The following is a 16,863-nucleotide window of genomic DNA, read 5'->3' as shown; positions in this document are numbered from 1 at the left end:
GCTCGAATAGACCTGCGTACACAAAAAAGCATGATAGGACAAATCCCACCATGCTTTTCGCCGTAACACCTGCATGTTACACGATTTATGGAAAAGGAAGCAGTCTTAAGGTAGGTATTCACAATGCAGAATTGCACTGTGAAAAAAGGCATACTTAATCCACTGGCATATCAGTGATTAAATACCTTATTCAACTAAATTAGTTGATACCTACTCCCGACATAAAACACCACACCTTTTCTTAGATTGGAATTAACATACCATATCAGTAAGAAAGAGTCAATTCATTTTTTCATTTTTGGGCCATCCTCCGAATCTATTCATGTAAAACAAAGGGCCATTGGCTTTAACAGCCATGATGCTTCAGTAGCTCCCCTTTTCATTGTCTGAATATTTACTTTAAAATTGGGGTATGTTATCCTTATATTAACATAAACTGAAAACAGCCCCATGCGCTAACATGAGGCTGACAACTAGCAAGAGTGGTTGGTCACAACTAACTTAATTAATCGTCAGAAGAAGAACCATTGCCATCTTGGGAGGATGAGTGGTTCTTTTTCCGTTTCTTGGCGAACATAGACAGGATAAGACTGGTTGCTACAGCAACAAATATCTCTTTACCCATATCTGTAATTAAGTTCAATAAGAAATGAATCAAGCGGTCACCTCCTTTCCCATCTATCATTAGGTGGAAAAGAAAAACTGTGACCTACCACTCTATCCTCAGTTGCCCTTCTATTTTATCACATCTTTCCTCTAGTGGTAATTATATACAAATAAAAAAAGAAGACTTTTAGCCATAAAAAATAGGGATTATCCAGTGGATAATCCCCTTTGCGGTTTAAGCTTCATCACTCATTATGAGAGGGACTGTTTTCCCTTCATTCACGTTAATCAACCCATGGTCGGTTATTTTCAGGGCCGGGCTGACAGGAAGCGATAAGGTGCTTAATGACATGATGACATTATAGTGTTCGTAGCCTAACGATTTCAGTCCATCTGTCAGGTGCTGAACCTGCCTTGATACGATATCCATTGGCTCTTCGGAAAGGATCCCCCCTACCGGAAGAGGGATCATGGATAGGACCTTGCCGTCTTCAACGCAGCAGACTCCGCCTTGCTTCCTTATGACTTCGTTAGCGGCCATCATCATATCCTGCTTATTATGGCCAATCACCAAAAGATTATGGTTATCATGTGAATAGGTCGTGGCGACCGCTCCGCGCTTCAATACATCGCCGGTGATCAATCCGTGCGCCCGATTACCGTTTTTCCCATATCTTTCGAATGTGGCGATTAAACCATAAGGGCTTTCTTCCCAGCATAATTGACCATTCTTCCCATCTAAATGATCATGGGTTTCAGATGTGAAAGTAGAACCATTCTGCACGTTTATGATCCTGCACTTGCTGCGTTCAAGCTTATCCGGGATTGTGATGGTAAAATCGTTTTCCGTAAGTTCCGCAAGCTTCACACTTTGATAGAAATGCTCAGGAAATTGTCTTTCCTTCACTTCTTGTACATATGGCCGTGAAGATTCATAAACGAGCTCACCTGTTTTGTATACTTGTTCAATTTCAAATGTTTCCAAGTCCGATAGCAGCAGGAAGTCTGCCGTTTTTCCAGGTGCAATGGCACCCCGGTCATACATCCTCATCCGCTGTGCAGGTGTATAGGTGCATGCATATATCGCTTTTTCCGGTGCCATTCCCATTTGAATGGCTTTCTTTAAAAGGACATTCAGATGTCCCCTGTTTTGGAAAGAGTCGGTCATGACATCATCAGTGACAAAGCAAAAATGTTCATCCACTTGATTTTCCTTCAAGTAATCTATCACTTCTTCAGTCATTGATTTTTCTTGGATCTCAATGAACATCCCGGCAGCGATCCTCGCATCCATCCCTTCCACGGTCTGGTGCGTATGATCTGAATTCACTCCGGCATAAACAATCTTCTGCAAGTCCAGGTCGAGCAGCTTAGGAACGTGCCCTTCTATGATCAGATCTGGATAACGGGAACGGATATGGGACAAAATCTGATTCGTTTTGCAATCCGGATCGGTTATGACCTCATAGTAATTCATGATCTCGCCAAGACATTTAATGTTCTCGGTTTGCATCAATTCATCTATATCATCTATTTCGATAGAACCGCCTGTTGTTTCCATCGACGTGGCAGGAACGGAACTCGGGATGGCATAAAACATATCCGCTACGCAATCTTTACTTGCTTTGATCATTTCCTTCACACCGGAAATCCCGAAAACATTGGCCATTTCATGCGGTTCCGGCACGATCGTCGTCACGCCATTCTTGATTAGCCCGTAGGAAAAAGTCGCAGGCGTCACCATCGTACTTTCAATGTGGAGATGGATATCGATCAGGCCTGGAATCATATACTTCCCCTGCCCATCGACGATTCGATCCGACTCGAAGGCATCCAATTCCCGGTCTCCGATATAATAGAACTTTCCATCCTTGATGGCAGCATTCCCTTTAATAAATCTTTTAAAATAGCTGTTAAACACGTTGATATCTCTTACAAGCATATCCATTCGCATAACTTACCCTCCTAAGCTAGTCAACAAGCACCATCTGGTTTTTCGGAATTTCAAGGATGATTTCCTGACCCGTCCGATAGGAATCCGCCATTTCCTTGTTCACGGTGAAATCCCCTAATGGAGTTTCAACGACATATTGATAGCTTCTTCCCAGATAGGTACTTACCTTAACCCGGCCAGATAAACCATTTTCCTGAACAGCTCCCGTGTTATCTTTTTCCCTGATCAACAGATCGTCCGGCCTGATGGCGCCTGTTTTTCCCGTTGCATTGGTCATCTGGGCATCCTTGTTCAGCACAAATGAGTATCCGGATTTGTTCAGTTCAATTTTACCGTCATGATCTGTCCGCTTATCGAAGTCAATGAAGTTCTTGAAGCCGATGAAGTCTGCGACAAATCTAGTTTCAGGATATTTGTAAATGGTCGCAGGATCACTAAGCTGCTCGATGATCCCTTTATTCATGATCGCCACCTGGTCGGATATCGAGAAGCATTCTTCCTGGTCATGGGAGACATATACCGTTGTAATCCCCAGCTCTTGTTGGATACGGCGGATTTCGACCCTCATATTCACCCTTAAGTTGGCATCAAGATTACTCAATGGCTCGTCAAATAATAGGATGTCCGGTTCAATCACCAGCGCCCTGGCAATCGCAACCCGCTGCTTTTGGCCTCCGGAAAGCTCTTGGGGATATCTCTTTTCAAACCCTTTTAAATTAACGATCTCAAGCACATTCATTACCTTTTTTTCGATTTCACTTTTAGAAATCTTTCTGAGACGGAGACCGAATGCAATGTTATCGAATATCGACAAATGCGGAAATAATGCATAGTTTTGGAACACAAAGCCAAAATTCCGCTTGTTGACGGGCACTTTCGTATAGTCCTTTTCCTTGAATAAAAACTTCCCTTCGTTCGCCTGTAAAAACCCGGCAATTAACCTTAGAGTCGTCGTTTTCCCACAGCCGCTCGGGCCAAGAAGGGATACCAGTTTCCCTTTTTCAATCTCAAGATTGAAATCTTTTAATATATTCTGTTTGTTATATGCTACAGATATATCTTGTAAAGTGAATAAAGCCATCCATCATTACCTCCTTATCGTTTTGTGAAATAAGACAATCCCATGAGCCGTTCTACTATAAACATGAAGAAAGCCGTTATGAACATGAGTAATACGGAAATGGCCGAAATGGTAGGATCGAAGTAGTTCTCTACATACGTCAGCATTTGAATCGGAAACGTACTTACTCCAGGGCCTGTCATATAAACTGAAATGTCCACATTATTGAAGGATTCCAAGAAGGCGATCATGACTGCCGCAAGAATTCCTGATTTTATATTCGGAAGGACGACTGTAAAGAATGTGCCCAGTTTACTGGCGCCGAGACTCTCCGCCGCTTCTTCAATGGAAAAGTCAAAGTTTGATAAGCTTGAAGAAATCACGCGGATGATGAACGGCAGCATGATAACAGTATGTCCCACAAACAGTGCCGCATAAATCGGAAGCTGATAAGCCCCCACAATATAACGTAAAAACGCAAAGCCGAGCACAATTCCCGGTATTAATATGGGAGAAACGAAAAATGCATTAATCAAGCTTTTCCCTTTGAAATCAAACCGGCTTAATGCATAGGCAGCCGGCACTCCCAGTAACAGTGCCAGAAGATTGCCTGCCAGTGAAACAAGGATGGACGTTTTAAAAGCGACCAAAAACATTTCCACATTAAAAATATTTTCATACCACCTTAAAGAAAACTCTTCTGGCGGGAACTTCAAAATATTTCCGCCTTCGAATGACGTAACGGATATGATAAGCAAAGGCCCTAGTAAAAAAAGGAACACCAGGAGAGTAAACAGGGCCAATCCTCGATTTTTTTCCTGCATACACCTCTACCCCTTTGGATTTAATTTTTTTGCCAAACCATTCATGATCGATATGATAAGGACTGTCACCGCAATCATGATGGTAGCGACAATCGATGCCACTTGCCATTCGTTCAATGTAATCGCGTTTTGATAAAGAAATGTTGAAATGACCCGTTGTTTCCCGCCTAATAAAGCAGGCGTTGTATAGGCCGTGAAGCTCCCTACAAAAACAAGGATGCTGCCAATGACCAATCCTGGGACCGAAAGCGGGATGACCACTTTTGAGAATACGGCCAACCTTGATGCTCCAAGGCTCTCCGCCGCTTTTAATAAGTCCGTTTCGATGTTCTCCATCACACCCACCAGCGTCACGATGATCAATGGCAGGAATAAATGGACCAATCCGATGATGATGGCCGTAGGCGTGTACAATATATCAAGCGGCTTTTCAATCAAGCCCATGCCCATGAGCAATTTATTCACCACACCATTTTTACCGATGATCACCATCCAGCTGAATGAGCGGACCACAGGGCTTGTCAATAGCGGGAAGATCGTCAGCAAAAGCATGATGGCTTTTTTTCGTTGTTTCAGTTTTGAAATATAATAAGCTGCTGGAAATCCTAATAGAATGCAAATGATTGTCGTGAACAGACTCACCCTAAGTGTCGTCAGCAGAATTTCAATAAAGTATCGATCTTGGAAAAAATCGAGATACCCTTGTACGGAAAAGCCGCCGCTTTCATTAAAAAATGTCGTGCCAATCGTCATTAGGATCGGAATGATCATGAAAATCGTTAAAAATAGAACGCCTGGAAACAGCAACAGGTATAGATAGCGTTTTTTCACCTCGGAACCCCCTGTTCGTATGATTTATGAATTGATTATGCGAATGAACAGGTCGAAAAACGCTTCCGCATCGACATCCAGACAAACATGCGCATTTGGCGGCTTCATCAGCCTATTTTGAAAGTCGCAAACCATCTGTCCGTCACAAAGCTCACTCTTTGTTTCAACATCCACATAATATTCTTCTCTTTTGACAAGATCTTCTTGCAAAGCAATGGCAACAGCCAATGGATCATGCATCGCACATGCCCATATACCGTTACGTTCAAAATACCTTTTCCGATAATCTGATGTACTTTCCCTTATATAGTCGGCAAGTTCAAGGTTTTGAATCAATTGGATATGCTCTTCACCCAATAGAACCTTTCTCGTGACATCAAGACCAACTTGCGTGATGGATGTGAATCCCGCCTGTAAAACGATTTTGGCAGCTTCAGGATCGACATACGTGTTATATTCGGAGGTTGGCGTGACATTGCCAACCCCTTGAACGACTCCGCCCATGAAAATGACTTCTTTAACGAGCTTGGTGATTTGCGGACATTTTTTCACCGCTAATGCCAAATTCGTAAGAGGTCCCGTCATGACAAGCGTCACTTCACCTGGAAAATTCAAAATGGAATTGATGATGAAATCAGAAGCAAATCCATCATCCGGCCGCTTTTTGACTGGCACATCCTTCAAGGCTCCGCCAATCCCGTCTTCGCCATGGACCCGGTGTTCAAAAAACGGGCTCCTGATAATTGGGCTATCTGCCCCCTTTATGACTGAAATGTCCTGTTCACTCAATAAATCCAATATTTTGCATGTATTCAATGTAGCCGTATCAAGTGATACATTCCCGTTCACTGTCGTTACCGCCAATATGTCGAATTGACGGCTTTTCACAGCAAGGATGATTCCGATCGCATCATCTATTCCAGTATCCACATCAAGAATCATTTTTTTCTTCATCAAGCACACCTCGTTTCTTTCTTAGTGTGTAAGCTCACGATTCCAACGATCGATCCATTGTTTAGAGTCTTCATTTACAAACTTCATGTCCAATACATGCAGGCTGTTAATGACGTCATCTCCATAGGTTAAGCCTTTCGCTTCGGTTTCAGAGAGCTTGACTTCCGTATTGACGGGAGAATCCACTTTCGCTTTCGCTGATTTTTCCTGAACTTCCTTGCTTAAGATGTAATTCATGAATTCGCCGGCCAATTCTTTTTGATCGCTGGCTTTAACAATATTCACCGTATTCATCACTGCGTAGCCGCCTTCTTCAGGGGAAATGAACTTGGCATTGGGAACGGCTTCCTGTAAATCGCCAAAATACATTTCCATGATCGGGCCTGCAGCGATTTCCCCTTGTGAGAACATGTTGACGAACTCTGATGTTTGCCCATATTCCTTAACCGCATTCGGCATGATCTTTTTCATTTGATTGAAGGCTTTATCTTCATTGAACTTTTCACTTCCGCTAACTTTTGAAGCGGCATCCAAAAACATCGGTCCAGTTGTTGAAGTGATGGATGGGATCGTGATCTTCCCTGCCAAATCCTTGCTCCAAAGATCTTTCCAAGAGGCGATCGGTTTACTCACTTCATCGGGATTATAGGCAATGCCAAATTGTGCAATCGTATAGGCTGGTCCAAAGTCATCGCCATTCGGCGCTTTTGCTTTGTCGTATATCTTATCAATATTCGGAATTTTGCTATGGTCCACTTTCTCAAATAATCCTTCATCGATGCCCTGCTGTGCATAGTAGTCGGATAAATAGATAACATCCACATCGCTATTCGCTTGGCGTACTTTGTTCAATCGATCTGCGTTATTTCCTGAATCAACAACAATCTTTACATTATGCTTCTTTTCAAATGGCTCATAAACTTCCGGACGGAAGAAATCATCGGCGAATCCCCAAGTGGAAACGACTAATTTGGCTGGTTTTTCCTTACCATCCTCTTTTGAAGAGCATGCAGCTAAAACTAATGTGAAAAGCGATAACATCATAAATATTTTTTTCATCATTCAAACCTCCAAAATTATATTGTTTAAATTTTCCTTTTTACTGATATAAATGTAAAAAAAGACAATCTTAAATAGAATTGAAATTCTACCCAAGATTGTCTTTTCTTTGTAAACAAAGATAAAACTTATCCTTTGGTTCTCCAGTGGCGTTCCCTCCAGATAAATCCGAAGTGAAATCCATTTATATGATTAGATGATTTTTTCCTTCAATACAATATTGGTGAATGCCAGCTGCGTCGCTGAGTCATAATCCCTCAGGACAGCTTCAATATCCCAATTCGTTTGCGTTTCCAGCTTTTGTTTCAGTTTCTTCTTATAAAGCAGGGACATATGGAAGTCAACCTCCTGCTTCAGGCTGGGAACTTCCCCTTCCAAAGCTTCAGAGCGCGGGGCACGTCGATGTTTGGCCTGGAATGTAATCACATTCTGCTCAACAGTGACCTTCAGCAGCGTCGTACCAAAGCCGAACAATTCCTTCGATACCTCATTATACATATGAGAAAGCACTTTCTTCGTTTCGTTAGAGTTTATCGGTAAGATGACTATCACCTGCCAAACTATCGTTTGAAGTAATTATATATACTTTTTCTTTATTGCACAAGATAATATTCGGATTTCACACAAAAAAATGTTTTTTTTTAATTAAATAGCACATTTACTCACCAATACACGAATTATAAAAATAAGTATATGGGAATTTCAATATATTTATATAACTTAATATCCAATCCAGCACTTCTATTAATGAAAACTTTTTCAGAGAAATAAGCGCAAGATTGAAAACAATTGATATAACCTTGAACCGCATTGAAAACGCTATCATATGGATTTAATATAGCTAGTATAGAGCGATCAAAAATAGAGAGTATCAAAGGCTCGTTAAATAAGGGAGGAATTATTATGAAGAAAGCTTTTGAGAAAGCGCAGCAATTCGGGAAATCTTTTATGCTCCCGATTGCCGTTTTGCCAGCGGCCGGTTTATTGCTGGGAATTGGCGGCGCTCTTTCCAATCCAAATACAGTTGAGGCTTATCCGTTTTTAGACTTTGCTTGGCTGCAGGCCATTTTCACGATCATGAGTTCTGCAGGAAGCATCGTATTCGGCAACTTGCCGGTCATTTTTGCTGTAGGTGTTGCAGTAGGATTGGCACGTTCGGATAAAGGGACCGCAGCACTGGCAGCCATGATCGGCTACTTCGTCATGAACAGTTCAATAAATGCACTGCTTCAAATAAACGGGGAACTTGCCAAAGAGAATTTGGCAGGTGCCGGGCAGGGAATGGCGGTCGGGATCCAAACACTGGAGACCGGTGTGTTTGGCGGTATCATAGTAGGTATCGTTGCCGCACTTTTACACAATAAATATAATAAAATTCAGCTTCCGCAAGTTTTAGGGTTTTTCGGTGGTTCCCGTTTCATTCCGATCATCGTTTCCTTCGCGTCCATCTTGGTTGGAGCCGTGCTTTTTATCGTGTGGCCTTATTTCCAGCTTTTCATAAACCAATTAGGTGCGCTGGTAACGAGCACAGGTACGATCGGGACTTTCTTTTACGGATTCATATTAAGGATGCTTGGGCCTTTAGGGTTGCACCATATTTTCTACCTTCCCTTCTGGCAAACAGCTTTAGGCGGAACGATGGAGATAAAAGGGCAGATTGTAAGCGGGACCCAGAATATCTTCTTTGCGCAATTGGCCGATCCGACTACCGTCAAGTACTATGAGGGTGTTTCCCGGTTCATGTCCGGACGGTTCATCACGATGATGTTTGGTTTACCCGGCGCTGCACTTGCCATTTATCACTGCGCTAAACCTAAAAATAAGAAAGTCGTGGCCGGCCTGCTTCTTTCTGCTGCCTTGACCTCTTTCTTAACAGGCATCACCGAACCGCTTGAATTCAGTTTCTTGTTTGTCGCCCCGATCCTTTATGTTATTCATGCCTTGTTTGACGGACTTGCCTTCATGATGGCAGATATATTCAATATAACGATCGGTCAAACCTTTTCTGGAGGATTTATTGATTTTACTTTATTCGGGATACTCCAGGGTATCAGTAAAACAAACTGGATTTATGTACTGCTCGTCGGCATTCCATGGTTTTTCCTATACTACTTCACTTTTAAATTCTTGATCAGGAAGAAGAATTTGAAAGTGGTCGGCCGTGAAGATGATGAACAGGCCGCCGTTACACAAGTAACCGCATCAGAGAGAACCCAAACCATCGTCAATGGTTTAGGCGGACAGGAAAATATCGATATAGTCGATTGCTGTGCAACCCGTCTGCGTGTCACGGTAAAGGATGAATCGTTGGTGAAAGAAGACGTCATTAAACAAACCGGTTCAAAAGGCGTCGTAAAAAAAGGAAATGGCATTCAAATAGTATACGGTCCCCAAGTGACGATCATCAAAAATGAAGTGGAAGAATACTTGGGTCATTAAGAACATAGATAACGATAAGGACGTGTTAAACATGCAACAGGTGCTGGATAAAATTCACAAAAGCTTAATTGTATCATGTCAAGCATTGGAGAATGAGCCGCTGCACAGCTCGTTTATTATGGGGCGCATGGCCATTGCTGCCAAGGAAGGCGGTGCGAAGTGCATTCGCGCAAACTCTGTAGCTGACATAATGGAAATCAAGAAAAATGTGGACCTTCCAGTCATAGGGATCATTAAACAGGTGTATGGACAAAACGATGTCTACATCACTCCCACCATGGCCGAAATTGATGCATTGATGGAATCCAAAGCGGAAATCATTGCGACGGATGCTACATCCCGGGTAAGACCGGACGGTAAAACGTTAAAGCAGTTTTATGGTGAAATAAGAGCAAAATATCCAGATGTTTTACTAATGGCCGATGTATCCACCATTGAGGAAGCCATATTCGCTGACGATTTAGGATTCGATATCGTAGCGCCCACTTTATACGGCTATACGGACGAAACGTTCGGCCAGAAAATATATCAGGATGACTATGCTGTGCTTAAAGAGATCGTAAAAGCAGTGAAAAAAGCGAAAGTGATCGCGGAAGGAAATGTCATAACACCGGAAATCGCCCGCTCTGTATTGGATATGAATGTCCATGCAGTAGTAGTGGGCGGTGCCATTACCAGACCGCAGCAAATCACTAAAAGATTCGTGGATGCCATCCAAGAATAGAACGCTGCACATAGTAATGAAAAGACCCAGACTGGAAACAGTTTGGGTCTTTTTTACGATTCATGGATCATTCGGTTATTGACGTCCCTAATGGATACATTAAACTATGAATACATATAAGAAATTTGAAATGGGTGGTCAAATGGAATATCTCGCAGAAAACCTCATATATGGCATTGAGTGCAGCATGGACAAATTCACCAAAACAGAAGAAGAATTGGCCAATTACATTCTGCAGCGCCCTGAAGAAGTAAGTCAGTTAACCATTAGTCAAATAGCTAAAAAGCTTCATATTTCACCTGCAACCATTACACGTTTTTGCCAGAAATTAGCCTTTTCCGGGTTCAATGAGTTCAAGCATGAGTTAAAAAGGTTCGTGGATCTCCGCAATACACCGAAAAATATGAAGAACATCAAGCAGGTGGATTATTTCGCTAAACTGTATCAAGACCACTTAGGTATCATTGATAATACCTTTCATATAACCACATATGACGATATCCAAAAAGCTGTATCTTACCTTACACAGGCAAATAAGATTCATGTTTATGGAATTGGGAGTTCAGGTATAGCGGCCCAGGAGTTCAAGTCCAAGTTTTTCCGTATCGGCTTAGCTGTTGAAGCCATTACAGATCCCCATCAGTCAATGATGGATGCAGCTTTAAGTAACGAGAATAGCGTTGTCATCGGCATTTCCATTTCCGGAACAACGAAAGAAGTGATTTCTTCAGTTAAAATTGCAAAGAAGCAAGGCTCACGCATCTTGATCTTCACAGGAGATAAAAAGTCCGAGCTTTCACAGCTTGGCGATATATCGCTATCGGTCACGAGCAAGAACAGCATGCATATGGGGCAAAACATTTCACCATTGCTTCCGCTGCTATTACTTTTTGATTTAATATATACAGAGTTGGTCGCTAAAGATTATAAAAAAAGGATCAGCATCAGGGAAAAGACTTTAAAGGTATTGACCGAGAACGACTGACTTTTGGCCGATCCGTTAATATAAAAAACTGCATCGCCAATGCTTGGATGTTACTAACAATTGGGATGCAGTCCACTTTATATATTCCTTTTAAACTAAATTCCTTATGACTGGCATGGAACGTTCTTGGAGGCTCTCGGAAAGAAGACTATACGCAACTACTTTATTCTTGTACTGTTTGACTACATCCACATGGTCATTGTAAATGTACACAAATAATCGAACATCGCTTTTTCCTCTTTTAGTATCAATCATTATTGGAATCCCACTGTTCTCTGGATGTAAAAACAATTCCTCGTTCCCTGGGAATATATGATTCTTTTTCAAAAACTTAGCTTCGTTAAAATAATTAATGACTTGAACTTTGTCTTCACCTTCCAAACGATTTCCATCATAGGTTACGATTGCATCCTCGCCACTAATTTCCGAATGTATTTTAAATTTACCCAGAATCCAATTCACTGCATCGGTTGGTAGGCAGGTAACTAATAATTTAAGCAAACCTAAGATAATAGTCAAAATCAATACAGGCACTGTCATATTTCATCATCTCCGCAACGTTATAATTTAAGGCTGTTTTCGCATACTTTGTTGCTATTTACCAAGTAATGTGGTGTGGTTGATCTCCCCTCCAGATGCTCGCTTTCCGCGGGGCGGGCGGTGAGCCTCCTCGGTGTAAACGCCTGTGGGGTCTCACCTGTCCTGCTGCTCCCGCAGGAGTCTCGCACTTCCACTCCAATCAACCTTAAATAGTCTCGTTTTAAAAACAACAATCTTAACGAGAAAAGCCTAATTTAAAGTTTAATTGAAAGAGGCGGTCAGGTTTTCTTTGAAGTGACCGTTCTATTACCGTGTTTCTTGTTCACCCAGCTTGCAATGGTGATTTTTTCACGTATCAATCAGATTATTTCGTTCACATTTTCGCCACATATGTGAACAAATTCACAATTCCCTGCAAATAGAGTATGTCTTGTATATCACTTACAAAACATGAGCTTTATAAATTAAGCCTATATACATTTTGATATGCTATTATAGCAATCATTCACGTGATATCTTAGGCTAATTTTATTACGAAGTAGACGATGCCCACAGTTAATATTAGGGCAAGACCTATATAAATATAACTAAGGTTCAACAAATTCCCTCTCGTTGCCGCGGAATAATCACTATCACTCTTCCCCGCTAGCGAAAGGGTCCCAACCAAGGCAACTAAACTAATGGCAACTACTAATATTATACTTATCGTCATGATCAAATGCCTCCCCATATTATTATCCATTTCCTTGAGCCATTTCAAATTATTCTGATTCTCATCGAATATCGTAGTGAAACTACACAAAAAATCGTTCCTGATTGGCAGGTCGATCGCTCATCGTAAATATATTAGAAAACCCTACTTCTCTATAATAAAAGAACAACCAATTTTAGGACCATCCAATTAAGTGAAATTTCCACCATCCACTTGCTGAATTTCCGCTAATATACACAGAAAAATGCAAAGACTATTGTTTTAGAGATGAGAATGCTTTCTAAACATGATTCTATTCAAAGACTCTAGGCAAATGGGTTCGATCTAAAAGGTAAAACAAAGTGGATTGGAGAGAAAGGCGCGAGACTCCTGGGGGAAAAGCGCGTCTAAGGAAGACCCCGCAGGCATAAGCCGAGGAGGCTCCCGGACCGTCCGCGAAAAGCGGGTGCCTGGAGCGGAAATCAAATTGCACAAACCCCTACAAAATGTAGACAAAAGAAGCTCTTTCTTACTGATAAAACAAAGTGGATTGGAACGGAAGGCACGAGACTCCTGCGGGAAAGCGTGGCCACGGGAGACCCCGCAGGCGTTAACCGAGGAGGCTCCCGGACCGCCCGCGGAAAGCGGGTGCCTGGAGCGGAAATCAACATCTAAGTTGTACAAGCCATAAAAAGACTGCAGACAACTCAATGAAAATCGAGTTTGTCTACAGTCTGAGAATATCCTTATAAACTTTTTACAGCCTCTGCAAACCTTTTGATGCCTTCGTGAATTGAAGCCTCATTTTCCCTTGCAAAAGTAAAGCGTACATATTCCTTATTTGTACCTAATGTTGAACCAGGAACGTATATAACTCCTCTTTTGATAGATTCCTCCAGTAACTTTATTTCGTTCAAAGGCACCTTCAGCTTACACCACAAATGAATTCCACCATTTGGCGAAAAATACTCAACTTCTTTATGCAGGAATTCGTTAAGACTTGAAACTATTGCATTCCTTCTTTTTTCTAGCTGCTCTCTTAAATAAGTAATATGGGCAGGAAAATACTCTGACTCCAAAAAATCATTTGCTATCCATTGAGTGAAGGAGCCATGGCCGAAGTCAACCTGCTGCTTAGCATCAGACAGTCTCTCTATAACTGGTTTCGGTCCTATTATCCAGCCAATTCTTAAGCCAGAAGCAACAATTTTTGACAAAGAGCTTATATATAAAACATTTCCGTTGTTGTCCATCGATTTAAGAGTAGAGATTTTTTCCCCAGAAAAGGAAGTTAAACTATAAGGATCGTCTTCTACAACCGGTATTCCATATTCGGATGAAATCTCTAGAATCCTTTTACGTCGGTTGATATGAAGTACAGTTCCTGTTGGGTTTTGAAAAACAGGGTTCATAAATATCATCCTGATTCGATGTTTTTTATGTAGTGCTAGTAAATCTTCTGGGTTGATGCCATCCTTATCAACTGGTAAAAGAAAAGTTCTTAGTCCTGCGGATTGAAAAATGGGAAGGTTGTAGCCGTATGATGGATCTTCCAATGCAACGGCATCGCCTGGCTTTAGCAAGCATTGGACAACGAGATGTATGGCTTGCTGTGCACCAGAGGTAATGAGTATGGAAGATGGATGAGTATCAATTTTTCTATACTGTTTTACATGATTAGTAATTGTGCCCCTTAAAACTGCATTGCCCTGGGGGTGATCATAACCTAAACTTCCAATAAAGGACCTACTCGAAATGATTTCACGTAAGGATTGGACCGGAAATAAGTCTTCTGATACCTCCCCACTAGCTAAGTTTATTAGATTATTTCCTTCCGTTTCTTTACGTATTCTTTGGGTTACCGGCAAATTGGGTAAAAATGAACCAGCTTCGATATATCTATTCCAACTAGGCATACGTTTTCTGTTGATTCCCCATATATCCTTGCTGATCATCGTTCCGCTTCCTTTTTTTCGTTCAACTAACCCATTTGCTTCCAATTCATCATAAGCTGCTACAACTGTACTTCTGTTAACCCCCAGTTCATGTGCCAAGTAGCGCTCAGAAGGTAACGGCTTATCTAGTAAAAATGTTCCATCAGCAATACCACTCTCAATATAACCAGCTATTTGTTTATATAAAGGCTCCTTGGATTTTCTATCCGTTCTCCATTCCATAAGCTACATCCTTTAAATTGGTTTTGTTAAAAGCGTTCCAAATTATTGGCTTTTTTATCTACTTATTCATTCCCTTAAATGATAAAACCTTTTATATCAGTATAATCCTCGGCCGGGATTATTGCACTCTTAGGTTGGAAGCTATACCGTTTTTCAAGTTCCAGTTTTTTATTAAGGCTGTTTTCGCATACTTTGTTGCCATTTGCCAAGTAATGTGGTGTGGTTGATTTCCCTTCCAGATGCTCGCTTTCCGCGGGGCGGGCGGTGCTCCCGCAGGAGTCTTGCACTTCCAATCCAATCAACCTTAAATCGTTTCGTTTTAAAAACAACAATCTTAACGAAAAGTGCCTTTATTAATAATCGGATTTTCCTCATTGAATAGAAACGGCCTTCATTCTTTAAAAGGAATGAAGGCTATCGTTACATTTTTAACTATGCAAACTTCCCTTCAGCCAGGGACGATTCCGATGATGGCCGATCGGGATTTGGATCAGGCTCGTTTTTCCTTGAGGACCACCACCGATCTTGTAAAGTTCATCACACATTTCCACATCAAAGCCGAGCAGCGGGTGCCCGTTCATTCCGAGCGCTGACGAAGCTAGCAGTAATTTCTGAACGAGCATCCCCGCCTCCATTTGCTGGATGCGGTATCCTCTATATCCAAGTTGCGTTTTGGAATGGTCCCGATCGCCAACTACATGTATGCAGATTGGCACTTGCTGAAAATTCATGATATCGAGGGACATTCCGTATTGCAATCGGACCCGCTGATCTCCCGATTGTATCTGTTGCAATGTATGTGTCGTGCTGTCGTATTGGTATGCACCATCTTGTATGTCTTCCACATTATACAAACAAGCATATAATGAAACGCGATGTTCATCGTTCACGTTTTTTCCATCCAAGTCATTTCGATAGGAGAACGAAGCGGTTGCCTCCTGCAGTAGAGAAGCCAGCTGCCATTGACTGACTTTCCCGAGTGCGAAGTCCATTTCAGGTGAAAACCGCTTCCGGCAAACTGATGCCAAGTCATAGGACAGCCGCTTCACGATAGGAAGGGCTACAATATGTCCTTCGGATTTCGTCCCATTCTTCGGACTGATCCGCCGGAATGATTGGGTGGTTTCGATCATGGATGCTGCATTCAGTTTAGTCAGCATCGGAAATTCCCTGATTCTTTGCGACCGAACATAGTGTTCAGGCTGAATGCCCGGCAATTCCGGCAATAATTCTGTCGAAGTGACAGGTCCGTTACTATTACTTTCAACAGTACACCAAAATGCGGGGTCTGCCGATAAGGGGACCACCGCATATGTGCTCTCTTCCTCATCGGAAAGCCCGAGAAGGTGATTGATGGCCCGATCAAGGAACTGAAAGCACACCCCAGCGGCGATTCCAAACCGTTTCGCCACTTCGAGCAACTGTCCAAGAAGCACGCCTGCATCCAGGCCTTGCAGACGATATGAAAAGTTATTATATTTGTAGAAGTTTTTCCAAAACATCGTCGATACAAAAACCGTGCCAAAGCATGCGGACATATCAAAGTTTTCTCCAAGAGCTTTTGTTATATATGAATCAAAATTCCCTTCCCGCAGCAATACCAGCCGGTGGTGTGCCGCATCATAATGGTATACACCAGCAGGTAATCCCTCCATCTTCAAGTACACGTACAATTCGCTTGGATACAAAGCTCCCCCTGATGGCGGAAAACGCCGGAATGACTGCATGAGGTCCTCAGATTCCGAGGAGCTCGATACCTGACTGACTTGGGTCAGGCCATATGCATACCAGAGGAAATGACCGATTCCTTTAAGGTCCTGTTTTGAAGGCCCGCTGCAGCCCTCCAGCGTCAGCGGCACCTCCAGTGATAGCGGAAAAACAGGCAAGTCACGGTAAAGCTTATACGTCAGCGGTGCATCATCCCAATCCACTTCCCAATCCGGCGGACTTGCCTTTTCGATATCAAAATGCAAATTGTGCAAAAATGCTTCTAGACTCATCCTCCAACCTCCTAAATCA

16 protein-coding genes are annotated in these 16,863 nt (G+C 42.2%); 3 read left to right on the top strand and 13 right to left on the bottom strand.

All coding sequences use genetic code 11. The features are described from left to right. Window positions 1-505: 505 nt before the first annotated feature. From ACFRAK_RS15705 to ACFRAK_RS15670, 8 genes are all read right to left on the bottom strand, one after another. Window positions 506-658 (bottom strand): hypothetical protein, encoded by a 153-nt coding sequence (locus ACFRAK_RS15705; RefSeq protein ID WP_153246156.1) that lies wholly within the window; start codon window positions 656-658, stop codon window positions 506-508. Window positions 659-841: 183 nt separating this feature from the next. Beyond that, window positions 842-2,560, bottom strand: coding sequence for an adenine deaminase C-terminal domain-containing protein (locus ACFRAK_RS15700; RefSeq protein ID WP_394572043.1), 1,719 nt, complete (start codon window positions 2,558-2,560; stop codon window positions 842-844). A gap of 16 nt (window positions 2,561-2,576) precedes the next feature. Further along, window positions 2,577-3,641, bottom strand: coding sequence for an ABC transporter ATP-binding protein (locus ACFRAK_RS15695; protein WP_387705572.1), 1,065 nt, complete (start codon window positions 3,639-3,641; stop codon window positions 2,577-2,579). A 14-nt stretch (window positions 3,642-3,655) separates the two neighbouring features. Next, on the bottom strand, window positions 3,656-4,444 hold the full coding sequence (locus tag ACFRAK_RS15690) for an ABC transporter permease (RefSeq protein WP_387603516.1): 789 nt from the start codon (window positions 4,442-4,444) through the stop codon (window positions 3,656-3,658). Between the two features lie 6 nt (window positions 4,445-4,450). Next, window positions 4,451-5,275 (bottom strand): ABC transporter permease, encoded by an 825-nt coding sequence (locus ACFRAK_RS15685; RefSeq protein WP_387603513.1) that lies wholly within the window; start codon window positions 5,273-5,275, stop codon window positions 4,451-4,453. A gap of 24 nt (window positions 5,276-5,299) precedes the next feature. Continuing rightward, window positions 5,300-6,229, bottom strand: a complete 930-nt coding sequence (locus ACFRAK_RS15680; RefSeq protein WP_387603510.1) for a nucleoside hydrolase — start codon at window positions 6,227-6,229, stop codon at window positions 5,300-5,302. Between the two features lie 21 nt (window positions 6,230-6,250). After that, window positions 6,251-7,288, bottom strand: a complete 1,038-nt coding sequence (locus tag ACFRAK_RS15675; RefSeq protein ID WP_394572042.1) for an ABC transporter substrate-binding protein — start codon at window positions 7,286-7,288, stop codon at window positions 6,251-6,253. 192 nt (window positions 7,289-7,480) lie between these two features. Next, window positions 7,481-7,786: a DUF2294 domain-containing protein gene (locus tag ACFRAK_RS15670; protein WP_081113038.1), complete on the bottom strand. Its 306-nt coding sequence runs from the start codon at window positions 7,784-7,786 to the stop codon at window positions 7,481-7,483. Between the two features lie 405 nt (window positions 7,787-8,191). Here ACFRAK_RS15670 and ACFRAK_RS15665 point away from each other — a divergent pair, with 405 nt between their 5' ends. The 3 genes from ACFRAK_RS15665 (at window position 8,192) to ACFRAK_RS15655 (ending at window position 11,436) form a co-directional block, all read left to right on the top strand. Then, window positions 8,192-9,727, top strand: coding sequence for a maltose/glucose-specific PTS transporter subunit IIC (locus ACFRAK_RS15665; protein ID WP_387603504.1), 1,536 nt, complete (start codon window positions 8,192-8,194; stop codon window positions 9,725-9,727). Between the two features lie 31 nt (window positions 9,728-9,758). Next, complete coding sequence (locus tag ACFRAK_RS15660) at window positions 9,759-10,451, top strand: N-acetylmannosamine-6-phosphate 2-epimerase (protein ID WP_387603501.1); 693 nt, start codon at window positions 9,759-9,761, stop codon at window positions 10,449-10,451. Window positions 10,452-10,557: 106 nt separating this feature from the next. Continuing rightward, complete coding sequence (locus tag ACFRAK_RS15655) at window positions 10,558-11,436, top strand: MurR/RpiR family transcriptional regulator (RefSeq protein ID WP_394572041.1); 879 nt, start codon at window positions 10,558-10,560, stop codon at window positions 11,434-11,436. Window positions 11,437-11,526: 90 nt separating this feature from the next. Here ACFRAK_RS15655 and ACFRAK_RS15650 read toward each other — a convergent pair whose 3' ends face one another. From ACFRAK_RS15650 to ACFRAK_RS15630, 5 genes are all read right to left on the bottom strand, one after another. Beyond that, a complete protein-coding gene (locus ACFRAK_RS15650) occupies window positions 11,527-11,976 on the bottom strand; it encodes a YfmQ family protein (RefSeq protein ID WP_387705568.1) in 450 nt (149 codons plus the stop codon). Between the two features lie 517 nt (window positions 11,977-12,493). Further along, complete coding sequence (locus ACFRAK_RS15645) at window positions 12,494-12,688, bottom strand: hypothetical protein (RefSeq protein ID WP_192206497.1); 195 nt, start codon at window positions 12,686-12,688, stop codon at window positions 12,494-12,496. A 725-nt stretch (window positions 12,689-13,413) separates the two neighbouring features. Beyond that, a complete protein-coding gene (gene pdxR / locus ACFRAK_RS15640; RefSeq protein ID WP_394572040.1) occupies window positions 13,414-14,844 on the bottom strand; it encodes a MocR-like pyridoxine biosynthesis transcription factor PdxR in 1,431 nt (476 codons plus the stop codon). Window positions 14,845-14,918: 74 nt separating this feature from the next. Continuing rightward, a complete protein-coding gene (locus ACFRAK_RS15635) occupies window positions 14,919-15,137 on the bottom strand; it encodes a hypothetical protein (protein WP_387705148.1) in 219 nt (72 codons plus the stop codon). Window positions 15,138-15,272: 135 nt separating this feature from the next. Then, window positions 15,273-16,844, bottom strand: a complete 1,572-nt coding sequence (locus tag ACFRAK_RS15630; protein WP_387705150.1) for a SagB family peptide dehydrogenase — start codon at window positions 16,842-16,844, stop codon at window positions 15,273-15,275. Between the last annotated feature and the right edge of the window lie 19 nt (window positions 16,845-16,863).

Source organism: Peribacillus sp. NPDC056705, assembly GCF_043656335.1.
Note: the sequence above shows the minus strand (reverse complement) of the source record. Positions and strands in the feature narration are given on the sequence as shown.